The organism is Megamonas rupellensis DSM 19944 (assembly GCF_000378365.1).
Classification (GTDB): domain Bacteria; phylum Bacillota; class Negativicutes; order Selenomonadales; family Selenomonadaceae; genus Megamonas; species Megamonas funiformis.
On sequence record NZ_KB899568.1, the window covers coordinates 12,769 to 34,101 of the forward strand.

Below are 21,333 nucleotides of genomic sequence, written 5' to 3' on the forward strand. Positions count from 1 at the left end.
ATGAAAAAATATCTATATCTTATTTGTTTATTATGCTGTTGTGCATTTGTAAGTAATATACAAGTAGTATCAGCACAGTCATCAGCTCCATATGTAAGAGTGGGATTATTACAAGGAGTACAAGAAGTTGTAATCACAGCAAATGATGATTTTGTGGTCAAAGATGTTGACAATAAAGTAAATTATAAATTTAAAAAGATGAATGAAGTAAATATTCGTCAAAAAGATAGAACTGTTTATGTCAATAAAAAAGGCAAGGAAACTACTACTTTAGTGGTAGCAGTCAAAAATAATGCCCCTGTAATTGTCAATGGCAAACGATATAGAGGAAATTTGATTATTCAACCGCATAAAGCAGGGCTTACAGTGATAAATCGTTTATTGATTGATGAATATTTATATGGTGTCGTACCAGAAGAAATGCCTGCTAGTTGGAATATAGAAGCTTTGAAAGCTCAAGCTGTAGCTGCTAGAACTTTTGCTTTATACGATAAGCTTGATCGAAAACATACAAAAGAAGGTTTTGACGTCTGCGTAACAACAGATTGCCAAGTTTATGGTGGTATGGATTCAGAAGCTGCTACTACGAATAAAGCTATAGATGCTACAAAAGGAGAAGTCATTGTTTATTTAAATCAACCTATATGTTCAGTATTTCATGCAGCTTCAGGTGGTCAAACTGATGACAGTATCAATGTATGGAATGTCAATGTGCCTTATTTGAGAGCAGTAGAAGATAAAGAGGAGCAATCTCCATATCAAAGTTGGGCAGTATCTGTAACAGTAGATAATTTAAGTAAATCTATAAAAAATTCATATAGTGATATTGGTACAATAAAAGAAATAGATTTTAGTGGATTGAAAAAAAATCCAAATAAAGCAAGTAAACCGCAAGTTGTAAAATTTATAGGCAGTAATAAAAAATCTGTGGAATTGACAAAGACACAGCTTCGCAGTTTATTGGGTTTAAAAAGTAGCAATTTTACTATAGAATTAGAAGGTAATAAAAAAGCTAAAGGCGATACTTTAAAAATTGATAAAGATGATAAAAAATTGATTTTTAAAGGCAGTGGTTTTGGTCATCGCTTGGGAATGTCTCAATGGGGGGCAAAATCTTTAGCGGATAAAGGTAAAAAATATCAGCAAATTTTATATCATTATTATAGTGATGTAAATATAAAAGATATGTATAAATAAAAATAAAGGGGATAATATTTAATGCTATTAAATGAGTTTGACTATAATCTTCCAGAAGAATTAATAGCTCAAACACCATGTGCTAAACGTGACCATTCACGCTTGATGGTGTTAAATCGCAAAGAAAAAACTATTGAACATAAACATTTTTATGATATTAAACAGTATTTACGCAAAGGTGATACTTTAGTATTTAATGATACAAAGGTAATGCCTGCTCGTCTTATTGGTCATAGAGCAAAAACAGGTGGTAAAGTTGAGGTATTTTTATTAAAGCGTTTAACAAATACTAATCAATGGGAAGTTTTAGTAAAACCAGGTAAAAAAGCTCAATTAGGTAATATCATTGAATTTAGTGATGAGCTTGCTTGTGAAGTTGTAGGTCATACAGATTTTGGCGGTCGTATTGTAGAATTTAAATTTGATGGTATCTTTGAAGAAATCTTGGATAGATTGGGTGAAACACCACTTCCACCATATATTCATGAAAAATTAGAAGATAAAAATCGCTATCAAACTGTATATGCAAGAGAAGAAGGCTCAGCAGCAGCACCAACAGCAGGTCTTCATTTTACAAAAGAATTATTAGCGGAAATAAAAGAAATGGGTGTAAATTTAGCTTTTGTAACACTTCATGTAGGTCTTGGCACTTTCCGCCCTGTAAATGTAGATAATATTGAAGACCATGTAATGCATAAAGAATTCTACCATATTGAAAAAGAAGCAGCAGATATTATCAATCAAACTAAAGCTAATGGTGGTAGAGTAATCGCTGTAGGTACAACATCTATCCGCACTTTAGAATCAGCTGCTAAAGAAGATGGCTCTATCTCTCCAATAGCAGAAGAAACAGGTATTTTTATTTATCCTGGCTATAAATTTAAAATAGTAGATTCTATTATCACTAATTTCCATTTACCAAAATCAACTTTAATCATGTTAATCAGCGCTTTTGCTGGCAGAGAATATGTACTTTCCGCCTATGAAGAAGCAGTAAAAGAAAAATACCGTTTCTTTAGCTTTGGCGACGCTATGTTTATAGAATAAGATAGTTATTTTTAGGAAAATTTTCTTTTTGGTTCATTTTCTTTTATTTAAAAGAAAAACGAATAAATATATTTATCTTGGAGGCATAATGAAACCTGCAATTACTTATGAACTTATAAAGCAGTGTCCACATACTGGAGCACGTGCTGGTCGTATTCACACACCACATGGTAGTTTTGATACACCTATTTTTATGCCTGTTGGTACTCAGGCTAGTGTTAAGACTTTAGCACCGGAAGAATTAAAAGAAATGGGTGCTGGAATTATTTTAAGTAACAATTATCATTTATTTTTGCGTCCTGGCTCTAAGCTTGTGAAAGAAGCTGGCGGTTTGCATAAATTTATGAATTGGGATAGAGCTATTTTGACAGATAGTGGCGGATTTCAGGTATTTAGCTTAGGTGATTTACGCAAGATATCTGAAGAAGGGGTAACTTTCCGTTCTCATATCGATGGTTCTAAAAAGTTCTTATCTCCAGAGATTGCTACACAATCACAAATGGATTTAGGTGCAGATATAATCATGGCATTTGATGAATGTGTGCCATATCCTGCTGATTTCAAATATACTCGTGAGTCTATGGAGCTTACACTTCGTTGGGCACAGCGTTGTAAAGATACGATGACAAATCCAAATCAAGGTTTATTCGGTATCGTACAAGGTGGTATGTATAAAGATTTACGTATCGAATGTGCTAATCGTTTAGTAGATATGGATTTCCCTGGATATGCTGTTGGTGGTTTAAGTGTTGGTGAACCAAAAGAATTGATGTATGAAATGCTCGATATCACTTTAGAACATTTACCACAGAATAAAGCACGTTATTTGATGGGTGTAGGTACACCGGATTGTTTAGTTGAAGGCGTAATGAGAGGTATAGATATGTTTGACTGTGTATACCCTACTCGTGTAGCTAGAAATGGAACAGCTATGACATGGAATGGTCGTTTAGTAATAAAAAATGCACAGTATGAGCATGATTTCCACCCAATTGATGAACATTGCAATTGCTATACTTGCAGAAATTATTCTAGAGCTTATATTCGTCATTTAGTTCGTGTAAATGAAATCTTTGGTTTACGTTTATTAACAATCCATAATCTTCATTTCTTAATTGACTTTATGAGACAGATGCGTCAATCTATCATGGAAGATAGGTTCCCAGAATTTTATCGCAAATTTACAGCTAATTTCTCATTCAATGCAAAATCTGTGTAAATTTTGAGGAATATTTGTAAATAAATAGAGGTATTATGCTATACTATAGCTAATATAAAATAAATTAATATAATTTTTTATGATGAGGAGAATTTTTTTATGAGTGATTCAATGATGGCAAGTCTTTATTCCTATGGACCAATAGTATTAATGGTAATAATTTTCTATTTCTTACTTTATCGTCCACAGAAAAAACAACAAAAACAACGCAATACAATGATGGATAATTTAAAAGTAGGTCATCGTATTTTAACTATAGGTGGTATCCATGGGGAAATTACTTATATTGATTTAGAAAAATCTGATTTCATTAGAATTAGAATTGCTGATAATGTAGAAATTAAAATCAGCAGTGCTGCTGTAGCTAGAGATTTAACTCAGGAAAAAACAAATGCTAACCCAGCTAACAAATAATAAAAAGGTTCAACGTAAAGAACTTTTAGCAAAAAGAAGAGCGTTAACATTAATCCAGAAAAATGAGTATTCAGCAGTAATTACAAAGAAAATTGTAGAACTTGAGGAATATAAAAATTCTCAGATATGTTTTTTATATGCTTCAATGCCTGATGAATTTCAGACAAAAGAATTAATAACAAATGCTCTCAAGGCAGGCAAACAAATTTGCCTGCCTTATATTACTGATAAAAATATGAAAATAATGCAAGCGACTTTAATAAAATCTTTAGATGAATTAGTTGTAGGTGCATATAATATTTTGACAGTAAAAGAAGAAAATCTAAAAATTGTAAAGCCACAAGATATAGATTTTATTTTAGTGCCTGCTGTAGGACTAGATAAAAAAGGTTATCGACTCGGTATGGGTGGTGGCTATTATGATAGATATTTAGTAAAAGCTATCAACGCTAAAAAAATAGCAGCAGTATATGATTGTCAATTAGTTGATGAAGTAATCAAAGACGATTACGATATCAAAGTAGATATGATTTTGACAGAAAATACTACTATAAAATACAGATAATTATAAGGATATTGGGGGAAGATATTTTGAAACAAAATCCTTTATTGAAATTATTAGCGGTAATTATTGTTATCGTTGGTGTTTTTGCTGCATTTATAGCACCACTAGCTGGCTCAATAAGACAAGGTTTAGACCTTCAAGGTGGTACTCATGTCGTTTTAGAAGGTGTAGATACAGAGCAAGCACAAGTTAATGATGATGCTATGAACCGTGTAGTAAAAATTATGGAAAAACGTGTAAATGAACTTGGTTTGACAGAGCCAATCATTCAGCGTGAAGGCGAACGCCGTATTATCATTGAGCTTCCTGGTGTTAAAGACCCAGATAAAGCTATTGCTGTACTTGGTAAAACAGCTATGCTTGAATTCAAAGATGAAGAAGGCAATACTGTTTTAAGCGGTACAGATTTAAAAGATGCTAGAGAACAAACTACACAAAATAATCAAAATGAAGTAGCTATTGAATTCACAGATGAAGGTGCTCAAAAATTTGCTGATTTAACTTCTGCGAATGTAGGCAGAACAATTGCTATTTTACTTGATGGTGAAGTTTTAACAGCTCCACGTGTTAATGAACCAATTACTGGCGGTAAAGCAGTAATCACAGGTTCTAGAAATCTTGAAGAAGCACATAATTTAGCAGTGCTTTTACGTTCTGGTGCACTTCCTGTAAAAGTTGATATTATAGAAACTCGTACAGTAGGCCCAACACTTGGTCAAGATAGTAAAGATAAAAGCGTATTTGCATTCACTGTTGGTGTAGGTGCGATTTTTGTATTTATGTTACTTTTCTATCGTGTTTCTGGTTTGATTGCAAATTTAAGCTTGATGGCTTATGTAATAATTTTATTATTCGTGCTTAAATTATTAGATGCTACGCTCACGCTTCCAGGGGTGGCGGGTATTATCTTGTCTATCGGTATGGCGGTTGATGCCAACGTACTTATCTTTGAACATTTCAAAGAAGAAGTAAAAGCTGGCAAGACACTTCGCATGGCGATGGATTCAGGTTTTAAACGTGCCTTTACTACAATTTTTGACTCAAACTTAACTACAATTATTGCAGCAGCAGTATTATTCTTCTTTGGTACAGGTCCAATTCGTGGTTTTGCCATTACCTTAGGTCTTGGTGTTGTCATCAGTATGTTTACAGCTATTACATTAACACAGTTTATGCTTAAACATTTGATTGCAGCTAGATTATTCACTGACCCACGTATTTATGGTGTATCTTTAGGTCATAAAGTAAAGGACGGTGACATGAAATAATGGCTAGATTTGATATTATTGGTAAACGCAAGATATGGTATGCAATATCTTCATTATTGATTATTGCCAGCTTGTTTTTCATGGTAACTCGTGGCTTTAATATGGGTATTGACTTTACTGGTGGTACTATCATGGATTTACGCTTTGAAAAGGCTGTAAATATAAATGATGTACGTGCTGTTTTAAATGAATATAATTTGAGCAATAGTACAATTCAGCTTTCTGGAGAATCTAGTTCATCTACAGAATCTGAAAATGTAATGATAAGAACTGTAGATTTAGAAGAACAAGAACGTAAAGAAGTAATGGCTGGTTTAACTGATAAACTAGGTGCATATCAAGTGCTTCGTGAAGAAAAAGTCGGTGCTACAATGGGTACTGAACTTATCATGAATGCTATATATGCTACAATTATTTCATGGTTATTGATCATTGCTTATGTATCTTATCGTTTTGAATTTAAATTCGGTATTTCAGCAGTATTAGGCTTAGTACACAATGTAATTATTGTACTTGGTGCTTTTGCACTTACTCAGCGTCAAATAGATTCTTCATTTGTAGCAGCATTACTTACAATTATCGGTTACTCTATAAATGATACTATCGTTATTTTTGACCGTATCCGCGAAAATTTAAAATTGCATTTTAGAAAAAATGGCGATATTGTAGAACTTGTAAATACAAGTATTTATCAGACTATGACTCGTTCTATTTATACAGTATCTACAGTATTATTCGCTACATTTGCGCTTTATTTCTTTGGCGGAGATACAACAAAAGATTTTGCCTTTGCTTTATTGATAGGTTTCTTCTGCGGTGCATATACATCTATATTCATTGCCAGCCCACTTTGGGTTACATTTAGAAGATATTCTGATAAAAAACGTTTGGCAAAACGCATGGCAGATACAGGTAAATAATAAAAATAAAAGCTAAGATTAATGATGATAAAAACCATTAATCTTAGCTTTTTTAATTGAGTTTGCGAAAATCAAGAGGTGTTATTCCTGTAAATTTTTTAAACATAGCAATAAAATGGCTAGTATCTAAAAAACCTACTAATTGAGAAATCTGTTGAATTTCCATGCGTTGATGAGTTAGTAATAATTCTTTTGCTTTATTGATGCGATAATTTGTCAGATATTTATAGACAGAGCAACCTAAGAATTTAGAGAATAAGCGCGATAAATATTGTGGTGTAACATACACTTGTTGGCTTAATTTTTGTACTGTGATTTCACTAGCATAGGAAGTTTCGATTTCTTTAATTACAGGTAATACATATTTTTGATATAAAGGCTCATTTAGTAAATTGTTGAAATTGACATTATCCATAAAATGCATCAGTAATTTATAGCAGTCGATGGAAAATGAGTTTGCTTCAATAGAAGGATTTTCATATCTATCTGTCATATCACAGATTAATTTTCCGATAGCAATGCCTTGTTCTTTATTGATGAAAATAGCTTTGTGATTTCCTAATATTTGCGGAATAGTGCTTTCAATAATTCCTGTGAAAGTTATAAAAGATGTTATCCATTGTTTAGTTTTACCGCTGTATGAATGTGGTGTAAAAGGTGCGATTAAAATACCTTCGCCTTCATTTAATGTATATTGTTTTTGTTGGATATCTACTACACCACAGCCTGTTTCTGTCTGTAAATAATGATATAATGGATATCCTTTTGGACGATAGACAGGTGGTTGTTCCCAATGATTTCCTATAGTATCAAAAATAAATGGTTCACGTAAAATTGTTTTTCTGATTTTTAGAGGCATAAAATCACCTGTTTCAAAATGTTATATTATTTAGTTTAACATATTACATATTTTTCTGTCTATTTGTATATAATATAAATAAGTTCTAATTCGAAATTTATTATATTTTTTATAATTCTGAAATATTTTATATATTTTAAAGCAAACGTTTACATACTGAGCATTTAGTAAAAGTATTTTGAATTATTGAGATAATATAATAATTTATTTAAATTAGATGCAAGGTTTTTTAATACTTATATAGAAATAACAAAGTAATAAGAATTTTTAGGAGGATATTTTATGGAACAAAAAATTTTCGACATAAGTAAATTGGCAGACTCAACATATTTTGCAGATAATCGTCTACCTGCACATAGCGATCATCATTATTATGCTAATGAAGAAGAAATGCTCAATGAAGAAATGTCCATGCGTCAATCTTTAAATGGATTATGGTATTTCTCTTATGCAAAAAATTTAGCATCTCGTATTGAAGGTTTTGAAAAAGCAGATTATAACTGCAAAATTTGGGATACAATTCGTGTTCCAGCACATATTCAAATGGAAGGTTACGGCAAACCTCAATATACAAATGTAGCTTATCCTTGGGACGGTCATGAAGAATTAAACGAAGGCGAAATTCCTACAGAAAATAATCCAATCGCATCTTATGTAAAATATTTTACAGTGCCACAAGGCTGGAATGAAGTATTTGTATCTTTCCAGGGCGTAGATAGTGCAATGGCTTTATGGCTCAATGGCAAATTTGTAGGTTATAGCGAAGATAGCTGTACACCATCAGAATTTGATTTAACACCTTATCTCGTTAAAGGCGAAAATAAATTAGCAGTACAGGTTTATCGTTTCAGCTCTGCTAGCTGGCTTGAAGACCAAGATTTCTGGCGCTTTAGCGGTATTTATCGCGATGTATATCTTTATACAAAACCACAAGTTCATGTTGATGATTTATTCATTCATGCAACTCCTTGCAATGATTATAAAGATGGTAAATTATCTATTGATTTCAAATGGAATAATGAAAATGCTAAAAAATTAGCAGTTAAATTAGTAGATAATGAAGAAAATGTAGTAATTGATACAGTTCAAGAAATTACAGGTGCTACAAGCGTATTTACAGCAGATGTTGAAAACGTAAAACTTTGGAGTGCAGAATATCCAAATCTTTATAAAGCTACTTTCACTGTAAAAGATGAAAATGATAATGTAGTAGAAATCATTCCACAAAACATTGGTTTTAGAGAATTTAAAATGGACGGCAATATCATGAAAATCAATGGTAAACGCATTGTATTTAAAGGTGTTAACCGCCATGAATTCGATTGTTACTATGGTCGTGCTATTCCTGAAAGTAAAATCGCTCATGATTTAGATATTATGAAATTAAATAATATCAATGCTATCAGAACATCTCACTATCCAAATAACAGTAAATTATATGAACTTTGCGATATCTATGGTTTCTATGTAATTGATGAAACAAATATGGAAACACATGGTTCTTGGCAAATTCGCGGAAGTGTACGCTGTGATAAAAACACTGTACCAAATGATCATCCACATTGGCATGAAGCTGTATTGGATAGAGCAAAATCCATGCTTGAACGTGATAAAAACCATGCTAGTATCATTATTTGGTCTTGTGGTAATGAATCTTATGGTGGTAAAAATATCTATGATATGTCTGAATACTTCCGTAAAGCTGACCCATCTCGTTTAGTTCACTATGAAAGCATTTGCTGGGACCGCGTTAATGAAGCAAGCGGAAAAATGGTATTGGTGGCTATGCCTGATGAACGTCGTTATGATGGCACAAGCGACATGGAAAGCCAGATGTATACAAAAGTAGCACAGATAAAAGAATTCTTATCTAAATATAGAGAAAAACCATTTATTTGCTGTGAATATACTCATTCTATGGGTAACAGTAATGGTGGTATGCATAAATACACTGATTTAACTGATGAAGAACCATTATATCAAGGCGGATTTATTTGGGACTTTGCAGACCAAGCTATCTGGACCAGAGATTTATATGGCAATGATGTAATGAATTATGGTGGCGATTTTGGCGATAGACCATGTGATTATAACTTCTCTGGTAATGGTATCGTATTTGCAGACCATGCACCAACTTCTAAATTACAAGAAGTTAAATTCAATTATCAAAACTTCACACTCGTTCCAAGTGAAACTAGTGTAAAAATCATCAATAAATCTTTATTCACAAATACAAGTGATTATGATTTAATTATTGTTTTAGCTAAAAATGGTAAAAATGTTTGGCAGAAAAAATTAACTGCTGATATCAATGCAGGTCAAACAGGTGAAGTGGCTTATACATTACCTACATTTGGCGCAGGTGAATATGTAGTTACAGCTTCTTTAGTATTAAAACAAGCAACTATTTGGGCAAATTGTGGTCATGAAGTAGCTTTCGGTCAATATGTATTCACAAAAGAAGGCAAAGCAGATAAAAAAGCAGTAGCTCCAATTAAAGTCGTTAAATCCGATTTCAATATTGGCGTAAAAGGCGAAGGCTTCAGCGTTATGTTCTCTGCTGATAGAAAAATGCTTACTTCTTATAAATATAATGGTGTAGAACTCATTGAAGAATTCCCTAAAATGAATTTCTGGAGAGCACCTATCGACAATGATAATGGTTGCGGTATGCCATTTGATACAGCTCAATGGAAATTAGCAAGTATGTACACTAAATGTGTAGATATGCAAGTATCTGAAAATGGTACTGAATCTGCAACTGTAAAATATACTTATGAACTCGCAACAAGACCAGTAGCTCATGTAGTAGTAACTTATACTGTTACAGGTGATGGCGTTGTTAAAGTTGATATGGATTACAAAAAAGTAGAAGGTCTTCCTGCTATTCCTGATTTTGGTATGCTCTTTACACTTCCAGTTGATTATGACCAAATCAAATACTATGGTTTAGGTCCATGTGATAATTATATCGACCGTAAAGAAGGTGGCAAATTAGGCATCTTCACTACTACAACACAAGATGAAATCCAGCCATATTTAGTACCACAAGAATGTGGAAACCACTGTGATGTTCGTTGGTTTGAAGTAACAGATAGACGTGGTAGAGGTGTTAGAATTTCCTCTGCAACTCCATTTGAAGCTTCCGCTCTTCCATATAATCCACATGAACTTGAAAATGCTAGACATCATTATGATTTAGCTAGACCACATCATACAGTTCTCAGAGCTTCTGCTGGTATGTACGGTGTTGGCGGTGATGATTCTTGGGGTGCACCTACTCTTGATGAATATATTACAAAAAATGAAGATAAACACTTCTCCTTTGAATTTAAAGGTATTTAATAAAATCTAAATAAAAAAAGACGATATCTTGATGAAAAATCATCTTGATATCGTCTTTTTCTTTTAGTTAGATTTCTTGATAAATTTGTGGCTATGAGTCGTTATATATACGCCTAAAATAATAAAGATACCACTTAAAATTTTTTGCAGAGTAATCGGTTCATTCAAGGTAAAATATGCAGAAATAATACCTACTACAGGTAATAAATTCAAAAATATAGCAGAATTACTAGCTCCTACTTTTTTAGTGCCTAAATTCCAGCAAATCATAGCAGTTATACCGCCACCTAAAATGATAAATAAGAATGAATAAATACCAAGAGTGGATAATGGCACTATTTGTAAGCCTACACTATAGTGGGCAAATAGTGCTGTTAAAATAGAGCCGAACAATCCAGACCAAGCAGTGGCTGATAATACTGATATTTTTTTGAGTATAGGAATACTAAGTAAAATATATATGACCCAAGCTACTTCACCGATGAAGAAATAAATATCTCCTTTGTTAAAATTCATTTGGGTAAATGTGGAAAGCGTACCTCCACTCAATAGGTATAAGGTACCAAAAAAAGAAATTATTATACCTATTATTTGAATTAAATTTAAGCGTTCATTAAGAAAAATTCTAGCTAAAATAACAGTGATGACAGGAGCTGTAGTACTGATTAATGTCATATTACCAACAGAGGAATATTGCAGTCCTGTGAATTGAATACCATTACTTACTGTAATACCAAAAAAGCCCATTAAACATAAAGTTAATAGACATTTTTTTGGTGGTAAAAAATTTTTTTCATTTGTTATTTTCATGATAATGAATAAGATTATACTGACAATAAGAAATCTAAGAGGAATTATCGTTAAGATATTCATTTCTTGCGTTACTATTTTTATAGTAACAGGTTGAAATCCCCATAGAAGACAAGCGATAATTAGAAAACTATAAGCTTTGTGTTGCATTTTTCACCTAAATTAAATCATATTTGTCCTTTGTTTCTTCTAGTATCATATCGCGTCTTGTTTTTGATTCAACAAAATAATCATGAATGGCTTGGCGGTCTTTTTTGGCAATAGAAGTGATTACTCCGCTTAGTAGTGATTGAAGTTGTGATAGATGTTCGATAATAGGCTCACTGTTAGAGATACATATATCTGCCCACATATCAGCATTAGAGGAAGCAATGCGCGTAGTATCTTTAAATCCACCACCAGCAAGAGTGATGCAAGATTCTAAATCGTTAGGGTTTTTATCTAAAAGATTAACTAGTGCAGCTGCTGTAATATGAGGAATATGACTGATGATAGAAGCACATCTGTCATGTTCTTCTAAAGTTAGAGTTGTAATATTAGCATTAGTTAATTTTATTAGATTGACGATTTTTTCAACTACTTTGGCTGGAGCACCTGTATCTTTGACGATTACATAACATTTATTATTAAATAAATCTTTATGAGCAGCTGTTACACCGCTTTTTTCACGTCCTGTCATAGGATGACCAGCTACATAATAAATATTTTCAGGAAGTAAATCCATGATTTGTTTGGCAATGAAGGATTTTGTACTGCCTGCATCTGTTAAAATTGCACCTGGTTTTAAATGTGGTAATATTTTTTTTACTAAAGGTACAATTTGTAGTACAGGAGTGCTGAGGTAAATAATATCAGCACCTTGTACACATTCTATTGGGTCTAAAAAACCTTCATCAATTGCCTTTAAAGCTTTTGCTTCATGTAAAGATTTTTCAGTGCGAGTATTACCAGTGATGAAGATATCATCTTGTAATTTATCTTTTAATGCCATACCGAAAGCACCACCGATAAGACCTACACCTAAAATGGCTAAATGTAATTTTGGTGTTTTTTCTGTATTCATAATGTTTTCCCCATCATTTGTGCAATCTGACGAACTTCCTGCATAACAACTGCAAAATTATCTGGTTTAAGTGATTGGTCGCCATCGCTTAGAGCTACTTCAGGATGTGGATGTACTTCAATCATTAAGCCATCAGCACCAGCAGCGATAGCAGCACGAGCCATAGGGCGAACCATTTGCCAACGACCAGTACCATGACTTGGGTCTACGATGATAGGCAAATGAGATAATTCTTTAACAGCAGCTACAGCACTTAAATCTAAAGTATTACGAGTGAATGTTTCATATGTTCTAATACCACGTTCGCAAAGTACGATATTGTAATTACCACCGCTAGCGATGTATTCTGCAGCATTTAACCATTCACTAATTGTAGCACTAAGACCGCGTTTTAAAAGTACAGGTTTATTTGTATGACCTACTTCTTTTAATAATTGGAAGTTTTGCATATTGCGAGCACCGATTTGAAGCATATCAGCGTATTTGCAAATCATATCTAAATCGTTGATATTTACGATTTCAGTTACAACATTAAGACCTACTTCATCAGCTACTTCACGAAGCATTTTTAAACCTTCTTCAGCTAATCCTTGGAAATCATATGGAGAAGTACGAGGTTTAAATGCACCACCGCGTAAAAATTGTGCGCCACAAGCTTTTACAGCTTTAGCAGCTTCAAGCAATTGTTCTTTGCTTTCAACAGCACAAGGGCCAGACATGATAGCGAGATGACCACCACCAATTTTAACACCATTTACATCAATAATGCTATCCTCTTTTTTAAAATCACGGCTTACTAATTTATATTTTTCAGTGATGGAAACAGTTTTTTCTACACCACCAAAACTATTCATTTGTAGTGTAGCAATTTTTTTCTTATCACCAATAACACCTACGATAGTACGAGAAGAACCTTGAGAAAGGTGAAAATTTAAACCTGCATCAGTAATTTTATTTTTTACAGCCTCTAATTCAGCAGTTGTAGCCTCTGGTTTCATAACGATAATCATAATATATATTCCTCCTAAATTGCTAAGTAATTGAGTAGTTTTATTATTTAAAAATAAATGCAAAAAAGCTCGTCCCTAAAATAGGGACGAGCTGTAATTAACCCGTGGTACCACCCTTCTTGCTATTAGCAAGCCACTTTATTCAGGTACTAACATACCCTAGCCTATGATAACGGTGGCATTCCGACTAAGCCTACTAAATAAATGTTCAGCCAGTAGCTCACAGGTGTATTTCTATTTGCTATATTATTATGTCGCACCAAACCATAACTCTCTGAAAACTTCACAAATATACTTTTCCTGTTCATTGCATTTGTCTTTGTCTAATACTATAAACATAAAATCTTTTTTTGTCAATACTATTTTTATAAAGATGATTTTATAATTGTATAGTTGTAAATAGTATACTTTTTATTATCTATTCGTGTTTATAATTAAAATAAAAGTCTTCTTTTTTAGATAAATTATTGTTGATTAATTTTAAGATTTTTCTTAAAATGGAAATAAATACTTTTATAATAAGGAGATTTCTATGAAAAATATTATTTTTGATATTGATGGTACTTTGTGGGATTCTACTGATGTAGTAGCTGAAAGTTGGAATGAAGCTATTTGGGAAAAAGCAGGAATTAAAGCAAATTTAGATGGCGATAAATTAAAAAAATTATTCGGTAAAACCATGGATGAAATTGGTAGACTTATGTTGCCTACTTTAGATGATGAAAAACGTGCTGAAGTTTGTCAAGCTTGTTATGATTATGAAGATGCTTATTTAGAAAAACATTCAGGTGTTTTTTATGATGGTGTTATTGATACTTTAAATGAATTAGCGAAAGATTATAATTTATATGTCGTAAGCAATTGTCAGGTAGGTTATATCGAAACAACTTTAAGATATGCAAATATTACAGATAAAGTAAAAGACCATTTATGTTATGGTGATACAGGATTGCATAAGGGCGAAACTATTAAATTATTGATGAAAAAAAATAATATAGATGAAGCTATTTATGTAGGAGATACACAAGGCGATTTTGAAGCTTGCGAAATGGCAAACATTCCTATGATTTTTGCAAGTTATGGTTTTGGTAAAGTGGAAAATCCGGCTTATACAATCAATGATATTAAAGAATTACCATTATTAATGGCAAAAATAAATACAAAATAAAATAAACCCCTAGTAAATTTTATTACTAGGGGTAATTTTTATACTAAGCTCTTTTTTGAAGATTTTCTTTTAATAATTTATCACCAGCGATACCAGGACGAGTCATTTCACTTGGAGATAAGATAATATCTAATTCTTCTTCAGTTAATAGATTTTTACTTAAGATGATTTCACGTACAGGTTTATTAGTTTGATAAGCTTCTTTAGCGATCATAGAAGCATTTTCATAGCCAATATGAGGAAGTAATGCTGTGATTGTACCAACACTATGATTGAGCCAAGTGTAGCATTGTTCTTTATTAGCTTCTAAATCGATTAAGAGATTATCAACAAAAGTATTAACAGCATTTGTCATATATTTTAAGGAATTAAAGATGTTAAATGCAATTACAGGTTCCATAACATTTAATTCAAATTGACCATTTTCAACAGCAAGGCAGATAGCAGTATCATTGCCGATGATTTGGTAGCAAGTCTGATTTAAAACTTCAGCGATAACAGGATTTACTTTTCCTGGCATGATGGAAGAACCTGGTTGACGAGCTGGTAATTTTAATTCATTTAAACCGCAACGAGGGCCAGAAGCCATTAAACGGAAATCATTTGCTATTTTTATGAGCATAAGTGCTGTATTTTTTAAAGCAGAAGACATATCAGCAAATCCATCTGTATTATTAGTAGCATCAATTAAATTTTCAGCTACATGGAAATCTTCTTCAGCTAATACAGATAAAATTTTAGCAACTTCAGGAATGTAGTTAGGTTCAGCATTTAATCCAGTGCCGATAGCTGTTCCGCCCATGTTGATATAGTGTAAATTGATTAAAGCATGTTCAATACGACGTAAACCGCGATTTACACCAGAAGCATAAGCAGACATTTCCTGCCCTAAAGTAATAGGCACAGCATCTTGGAGATGTGTTCTACCCATTTTGAGAATATCTTTAAATTCTTGAGCTTTACGTTCTAATTCCCAAGATAAACGTTTTAAAGCAATTTTTAATTTACGAGATTTTAAAATAATACATAATTTTATAGCTGTAGGAAATGCATCATTTGTAGATTGAGCCATATTAGCATGATTATTTGGAGAAATAATATCATAACGTCCTTTTTTCTCTCCAATAATTTCTAAGGCACGATTACAAAGTACTTCATTCATATTCATATTGATGGAAGTACCAGCACCACCTTGAATAGGGTCAACAATGAAATTATCATGTAATTTTCCATCAATAATTTCATCAGCAGCTGCTATTAAAGCTTTTGCAATTTTACTGTCAAGACGAGCTGTTTTTAAATTTGCCATAGCAGCAGCTTTTTTTACCATAGCAAGTGCGATGATAAAATCGGAATCTAGTTTTTGTCCAGTGATGTTAAAATTATGAGAACCTCTAAGACTTTGTACACCATAATAAGCATTATCAGGAACTTCAAGTTCACCTAAAAAATCATGTTCTATACGCATTTAAATCGCCTCCGCGAAAATTTATCTTCTTTACATGTACATTGTATCATGTATACAATGTACATGTAAAGACAAAAATAAATTTTCTTAAAATTATTTTTAATAAGTAGTTATAAACTACTTATTTACTTTTTTATTATTGATTAAGGTATGATTAAATCTTTAATTACAAAGAAATATAGAGGAAATATTATGAGTAAGAAGATGATTGTCGTGGAGAGAAATGAAGAAATAGCGATGTTTACATTTAATTTATATATGCTACAAGCAAGTACAGCATTGATTGCAGTTGGAGCAGAAAAAGCGATAATCATACTGCCAATTAAAATAGGGTCGTTGAAAAGATAGATTACAACAAAATAAGCGATTAAAGGAAGTACAACGAATTTTACTACAATGATATCGCTTGTTTTGCGTAAAAAATATTTGGCTTTATCAAATCTAGTGATATAACCAACAGGAAATAGACCTGCCCAAGCACCTATATGTACTAAATAATTAAAAATATCATAACCAATTTGTGGTGTAGGGATATTTTTTAAAGCTAAACAAAAACCGATAATCATTGCTAAAACTGGTAATTGATTGAGATTGAATAATAATTTGCGAATGCTGATTTGATTTTTTTGATGATGTCTACGGCTAGCTTTTGAATGATAATAATTGGCTAAAGGAAAGCATACGCTTAATGTAAATAAAGTTTGGAACATGGCTACAATTTGAAGATAGGCAAAGCCTTGAATACCATAAACTATAAAAGCACATAGACCAGATAAAGTACCAATATTAGATAGCATAGATGCCATCATATAAGCACCGCGGTCATTTAGATTTTTATAACTAGAAGCAAATGTATATTTGGCAATCAATCCAGGAATAATGCAGGCTAAAAAACCAAATAAAGGAAGCCATAATAAATCTGTGCTTATTTTTAAAGTCCAAAAGCTTAAAAAAGATAAGATGGAAACGACTAAACGAATATTGATTTTTATAAGTTTATTACAAAAATCTTGTGTGATTACTTGATAGCGATAACATAAATAACCGGCAACAAGTGGAGCAATTAAATCTGTAAATACAAATAGAAAGCGAAGTTGAGCCTCGTCCAAAATAAAATCCTCCTTAGAAAAAGAGACCAGATATTATCTGGTCTCTATAAAAAATTAATATTCATAATCATAAATATTGTTTTCTGCAGAAATATCATTATTTGAAGATGAAGTATTTGTATTATAATCTGTACTACTGGAAGAATAATTGTTTTCTGTAGTTGTAGATGTAGAAGTATTAACATCTGAATTAGATGAAGTATCTGTTGAGCTAGAGTTGGATTCTTCTTCAGTAATTGGCGGTGTATTTACTTTGAAATTATCATCTAAATTTGTTTGAATAGCATAGATATTAGTTGCTGTTTTAGTTTGAATATAGGATTCTGTACCTGTAGGTAAGTCGATATCTTTACCATTGACGAAAATTCCGCCGACAATACCTATTGGTCCTAAAAGAGCAATACCTGCTATACTTGCACCAGCAGCCATAGCTAAGTTTTCAATTTCTTTTTTTGCTTTATCACCTAAAGTTGTTTGAATATATGTTCCATCAAATGCTTGAATTTGTTGGAAGTCTACATCAATTTCACCATTGCGACCGAAGTTTCTAGCGCTTTTTACTTTAGTGACAACACCTTCACCAGGAGCACCTGCTGCAATGATTAATTGACCATTATAAATAACATCTTCAGCTGCTTGGAATTTTACTTTATCACCAACTTTAGAAGTTTCTGTATTGAGTGGTGTAACTAATTTTATTTTAACTAATGTATCTACAGGAATAGTAGTGGCTACAAGTGGTGTTTTAGTATCTGAATTGCCATAAGCAAGCATAGCCAAATCATTCATACGTTTTTGTAATGTACCAGTTATTGGTTTACCATAGATTTGAGTTTCTAATGTAGTTAATCTATCAGTAATAGATTTTATGGAAACATGGCGACTTAAAAACCATTCAATACCATTCATTTGTGTGATAGCAGAAGGACGAACGCTATTATCAAACATAGTGGAATATAATGTATTTATACGGTCGCTAAGCGCTGTTTTAGAACTAGATGTTTTACCATAAAAATCTGTTTCTAGGCGACTAATTCTATCTAATAGGGCACCTGTTTGCTCTTGTCCATATACAGATTGCTCAACTAATAATAATTTTGATTGGAGATTAGTAGAGTCTAAGACATTATAATTATAAGATGGAGGCTGAGCTGTATTTGTACTATTTAAACTGCCAGCTAGAGCAGGAGTTCCAGATGTAAATAGTAAAGAAATACATAATCCTGTAGAAATAGCTTTTTTTAAGGACATACAAACCCTTCTTTCTAATGTTTATTTTAAATTTTACTGAGTTGCATTTGACGATTGACAAAATATACTGGTTGTAAATTTAATCTATCAAGTAATGCATAAGCTTCTTTAAAGGCAAAACCTATATTTTCTGGTTTATGTGCATCAGAGCCTATACTTACATATTTACCACCAAGCATAGCATAGCGTTCATATAATTTTAATAAAATAGATATATTATTAGAGTTATCAAAACGTCTAGTATTTAGTTCAGGCACAATACCTTTGTCAATGATTGTCTGCCAAAGAGTATCAATAGTGTCATGGAATTCTTCATAGCAAATATCTTTTTTGGCATATGAAGCATAACGACAAATATAATCTACATGACCTAGTATATTAGCGAAATCATGTTGTTTGATTAATTTTATCATTGTGTTTAAATAGTTTAGATATACAGTATGCTTATCTTCAGTATAACAGGATTCATAAAATAAATCTTTACCATCTAATAAATGCAATGAGCAAATAACTTGGTCAAAAGGAGCACTTTCGACAAATTTTTTACTTTGAATGAGAGTATGTTCTTGCATACCAACTTCTACACCTAAATAAAGTGTTTTTGATTGGTAGCTAGAATATTCTTGAAAATATTGTTGGGGGTTAAACTCATAGATATCATCACCAGGAAAATCATAATCTAAATGTTCTGTGAGTACTAAGCCTATATTTTGTTGTTTAGCACTTAAGATGGCATCTTCGATAGACATTTTAGAGTCAGCAGAAAATTTTGTATGCAGATGAGTATCAAAAAGCATAAAAATCACCCTTTATAATTTATTATTTTTGAATAGCTTCACTTAAAGCTCTAGATAATTGATCAGGGCAAGAAGTAGGACGCATACCACAATGTATACCTTGACATTTATCAATGACATTTTGAGCAGATTGACCTTCGATTAACTTGCTGATACCTTGAAGATTTCCGTTACAACCACCGATGAACTCTACATCATGAATGATATTGTTTTCATCAAGGCTGAAATTTATAAGTTTTGAACAAGTACCAGAAGTTGTATAAGAAAATTTTTTCATAGAAAATCACAATCCTTTATTTTATAGTATATATATTGTTTATTATTATTTGTATTATTATAAAATGACAATTCGTTATTTGTAAATAATTTCTTGATATTTAGATATAAATAAGGCAAAATATACTAAGTATAAATAAATTTGTGAGCGATTTTATATATAGAGGTGTAAATATTAATGAAAGTTGCAATGATAGGAACAGGTTATGTAGGACTTGTTACAGGAACTTGTTTTGCCGCTACAGGAAATAATGTTATTTGCGTTGATGTGGCAGAGCAAAAAATTGAAAATTTGAAAAAGGGAATAATTCCTATATATGAGCCAGGTCTAGAACAAATGGTAAAATCAGCTCAACAGCGAGGCAATTTGAAATTCACAACTGATATAAAAGAAGCTTTAAAAGAAAGTGATATTTGTTTTATTGCAGTGGGAACACCTATGGGCGAAGATGGCAGTGCTGATTTACAATATGTGATGAATGCAGCACGTGAAATCGGTCAATATATGATTCATGATATGTATATCGTGGATAAATCAACAGTACCAGTGGGGACTGGAGATAAAGTAAAAGCTGTAATTCAAGAAGAATTAGATAAACGCGGTAGTGATTTAAAATTTGATGTTATATCTAATCCTGAATTTTTAAAAGAAGGTAATGCTTGCCAAGATTTTATGCACCCAGATAGAGTGGTTATTGGCTCTGAAAATGCAAAATCAATAGAAGTTATGCAAGAATTATATGAACCATTTATTCGTTCTAGTGAATTTTTCGTAACTATGGATATCAAAAGTGCAGAACTCACAAAATACGCTGCAAATGCTATGCTTGCTACTAAGATTTCTTTTATCAATGAAATCGCTAATATCAGTGAACGCGTAGGAGCTGATATCAATAAAGTAAGACGAGGCATCGCAAGTGATTCTCGCATTGGGTATAGTTTCTTAAATCCAGGTTGTGGTTATGGTGGAAGTTGTTTCCCTAAAGATGTAAAAGCTTTGATTAAAACAAGTAAAGAACATGATTATGAACCAGAATTATTATCATCTGTAGAAAATGTAAATTCTCGTCAAAAGATGGTATTAGTGCATAGTATCACAGAAGTTTTAGGTGAAGATTTAAGTGATAAAAAAATTGCAATCTGGGGATTAGCTTTTAAACCTGGAACAGATGATATGAGAGAAGCTCCATCAATTAGATTGATTGAAGAATTGAAACAACGTGGAGCAAAAGTACAAGCATATGACCCTCAAGCTATGAATATGGCAAAATCTTTTTATCTTAAAGATGTAGAAGTAGATTATATAAATAATAAATATGATGCTCTAAATGATGTGGATGCTTTAGTGATTGTTACTGAATGGAAAGAATTCCAAAGTCCAGATTTCATGGAAATTGCTACAAGAATGAAGGGCAATGATATTTTTGATGGACGAAATATTTATAAAGCAAAAACAGTAAAAAGTCATGGCTTAAATTATTATCAAATTGGTGTACGAAAATAAATATTATGTTAAAATAAAAGTAGCTACTAAATTGATTAATTTA

General features: G+C 32.1%; 19 protein-coding genes and 1 other annotated feature. Of the genes, 10 read left to right on the top strand and 9 right to left on the bottom strand.

Annotated features, from left to right (window positions below):
- From F553_RS0101680 to secF, 7 genes are all read left to right on the top strand, one after another.
- Nucleotides 1-1,197, top strand: a complete 1,197-nt coding sequence (locus F553_RS0101680; protein WP_018998740.1) for a SpoIID/LytB domain-containing protein — start codon at nucleotides 1-3, stop codon at nucleotides 1,195-1,197.
- Nucleotides 1,198-1,218: 21 nt separating this feature from the next.
- Nucleotides 1,219-2,244, top strand: coding sequence for a tRNA preQ1(34) S-adenosylmethionine ribosyltransferase-isomerase QueA (gene queA, locus F553_RS0101685; protein WP_018998741.1), 1,026 nt, complete (start codon nucleotides 1,219-1,221; stop codon nucleotides 2,242-2,244).
- A gap of 88 nt (nucleotides 2,245-2,332) precedes the next feature.
- On the top strand, nucleotides 2,333-3,463 hold the full coding sequence (tgt, locus tag F553_RS0101690; RefSeq protein ID WP_008539658.1) for a tRNA guanosine(34) transglycosylase Tgt: 1,131 nt from the start codon (nucleotides 2,333-2,335) through the stop codon (nucleotides 3,461-3,463).
- A gap of 99 nt (nucleotides 3,464-3,562) precedes the next feature.
- Complete coding sequence (gene yajC / locus F553_RS0101695; RefSeq protein WP_008539659.1) at nucleotides 3,563-3,877, top strand: preprotein translocase subunit YajC; 315 nt, start codon at nucleotides 3,563-3,565, stop codon at nucleotides 3,875-3,877.
- A complete protein-coding gene (locus tag F553_RS0101700) occupies nucleotides 3,855-4,442 on the top strand; it encodes a 5-formyltetrahydrofolate cyclo-ligase (protein ID WP_018998742.1) in 588 nt (195 codons plus the stop codon). Before yajC ends, F553_RS0101700 begins: the two co-directional genes overlap by 23 nt.
- Nucleotides 4,443-4,468: 26 nt before the next feature.
- Entirely contained in the window at nucleotides 4,469-5,710 is a 1,242-nt protein-coding gene (secD, locus tag F553_RS0101705; RefSeq protein WP_008539663.1) for a protein translocase subunit SecD, read from the top strand.
- On the top strand, nucleotides 5,710-6,630 hold the full coding sequence (secF, locus tag F553_RS0101710; RefSeq protein WP_018998743.1) for a protein translocase subunit SecF: 921 nt from the start codon (nucleotides 5,710-5,712) through the stop codon (nucleotides 6,628-6,630). The genes secD and secF overlap by 1 nt, the downstream gene beginning before the upstream one ends.
- Nucleotides 6,631-6,682: 52 nt before the next feature.
- Here secF and F553_RS0101715 read toward each other — a convergent pair whose 3' ends face one another.
- Nucleotides 6,683-7,489 (bottom strand): AraC family transcriptional regulator, encoded by an 807-nt coding sequence (locus F553_RS0101715; protein ID WP_018998744.1) that lies wholly within the window; start codon nucleotides 7,487-7,489, stop codon nucleotides 6,683-6,685.
- A gap of 282 nt (nucleotides 7,490-7,771) precedes the next feature.
- Here F553_RS0101715 and lacZ point away from each other — a divergent pair, with 282 nt between their 5' ends.
- A complete protein-coding gene (lacZ, locus tag F553_RS0101720) occupies nucleotides 7,772-10,834 on the top strand; it encodes a beta-galactosidase, LacZ type (protein WP_018998745.1) in 3,063 nt (1,020 codons plus the stop codon).
- A 63-nt stretch (nucleotides 10,835-10,897) separates the two neighbouring features.
- Here lacZ and F553_RS0101725 read toward each other — a convergent pair whose 3' ends face one another.
- The 3 genes from F553_RS0101725 to aroF are packed head-to-tail and all read right to left on the bottom strand — an operon-like array spanning nucleotide 10,898 to nucleotide 13,717.
- Nucleotides 10,898-11,794 (bottom strand): DMT family transporter, encoded by an 897-nt coding sequence (locus tag F553_RS0101725; protein WP_018998746.1) that lies wholly within the window; start codon nucleotides 11,792-11,794, stop codon nucleotides 10,898-10,900.
- A gap of 7 nt (nucleotides 11,795-11,801) precedes the next feature.
- Nucleotides 11,802-12,707: a prephenate dehydrogenase gene (locus F553_RS0101730; RefSeq protein WP_008539676.1), complete on the bottom strand. Its 906-nt coding sequence runs from the start codon at nucleotides 12,705-12,707 to the stop codon at nucleotides 11,802-11,804.
- Nucleotides 12,704-13,717, bottom strand: a complete 1,014-nt coding sequence (gene aroF / locus F553_RS0101735) for a 3-deoxy-7-phosphoheptulonate synthase (RefSeq protein WP_008539677.1) — start codon at nucleotides 13,715-13,717, stop codon at nucleotides 12,704-12,706. Before aroF ends, F553_RS0101730 begins: the two co-directional genes overlap by 4 nt.
- A gap of 79 nt (nucleotides 13,718-13,796) precedes the next feature.
- Nucleotides 13,797-14,034 (bottom strand) — a binding site (T-box leader).
- Nucleotides 14,035-14,249: 215 nt separating this feature from the next.
- Between aroF and F553_RS0101740 the strand changes: the two genes are divergently transcribed.
- On the top strand, nucleotides 14,250-14,885 hold the full coding sequence (locus tag F553_RS0101740) for an HAD family hydrolase (RefSeq protein ID WP_018998747.1): 636 nt from the start codon (nucleotides 14,250-14,252) through the stop codon (nucleotides 14,883-14,885).
- 43 nt (nucleotides 14,886-14,928) lie between these two features.
- On the opposite strand, the gene F553_RS0101745 is transcribed toward F553_RS0101740, so the two are convergent.
- The 5 genes from F553_RS0101745 to F553_RS0101765 all read right to left on the bottom strand — a co-directional run bounded on the left by F553_RS0101745 (nucleotide 14,929) and on the right by F553_RS0101765 (nucleotide 19,787).
- Nucleotides 14,929-16,353: an aspartate ammonia-lyase gene (locus tag F553_RS0101745; protein ID WP_018998748.1), complete on the bottom strand. Its 1,425-nt coding sequence runs from the start codon at nucleotides 16,351-16,353 to the stop codon at nucleotides 14,929-14,931.
- A gap of 143 nt (nucleotides 16,354-16,496) precedes the next feature.
- Nucleotides 16,497-17,462, bottom strand: coding sequence for an AEC family transporter (locus tag F553_RS0101750; protein WP_008539680.1), 966 nt, complete (start codon nucleotides 17,460-17,462; stop codon nucleotides 16,497-16,499).
- A 54-nt stretch (nucleotides 17,463-17,516) separates the two neighbouring features.
- Nucleotides 17,517-18,713: a hypothetical protein gene (locus F553_RS0101755; RefSeq protein WP_018998749.1), complete on the bottom strand. Its 1,197-nt coding sequence runs from the start codon at nucleotides 18,711-18,713 to the stop codon at nucleotides 17,517-17,519.
- 26 nt (nucleotides 18,714-18,739) lie between these two features.
- A complete protein-coding gene (locus F553_RS0101760) occupies nucleotides 18,740-19,510 on the bottom strand; it encodes a histidinol-phosphatase HisJ family protein (RefSeq protein ID WP_018998750.1) in 771 nt (256 codons plus the stop codon).
- 22 nt (nucleotides 19,511-19,532) lie between these two features.
- Nucleotides 19,533-19,787, bottom strand: coding sequence for a TIGR03905 family TSCPD domain-containing protein (locus F553_RS0101765; protein WP_008539685.1), 255 nt, complete (start codon nucleotides 19,785-19,787; stop codon nucleotides 19,533-19,535).
- Nucleotides 19,788-19,964: 177 nt separating this feature from the next.
- On the opposite strand from F553_RS0101765, the gene F553_RS0101770 reads away from it, so the two are divergent.
- The gene (locus F553_RS0101770; RefSeq protein WP_018998751.1) at nucleotides 19,965-21,290 is read left to right on the top strand and encodes a UDP-glucose dehydrogenase family protein; all 1,326 of its coding nucleotides are present in this window, start codon (nucleotides 19,965-19,967) and stop codon (nucleotides 21,288-21,290) included.
- Nucleotides 21,291-21,333: the final 43 nt, after the last annotated feature.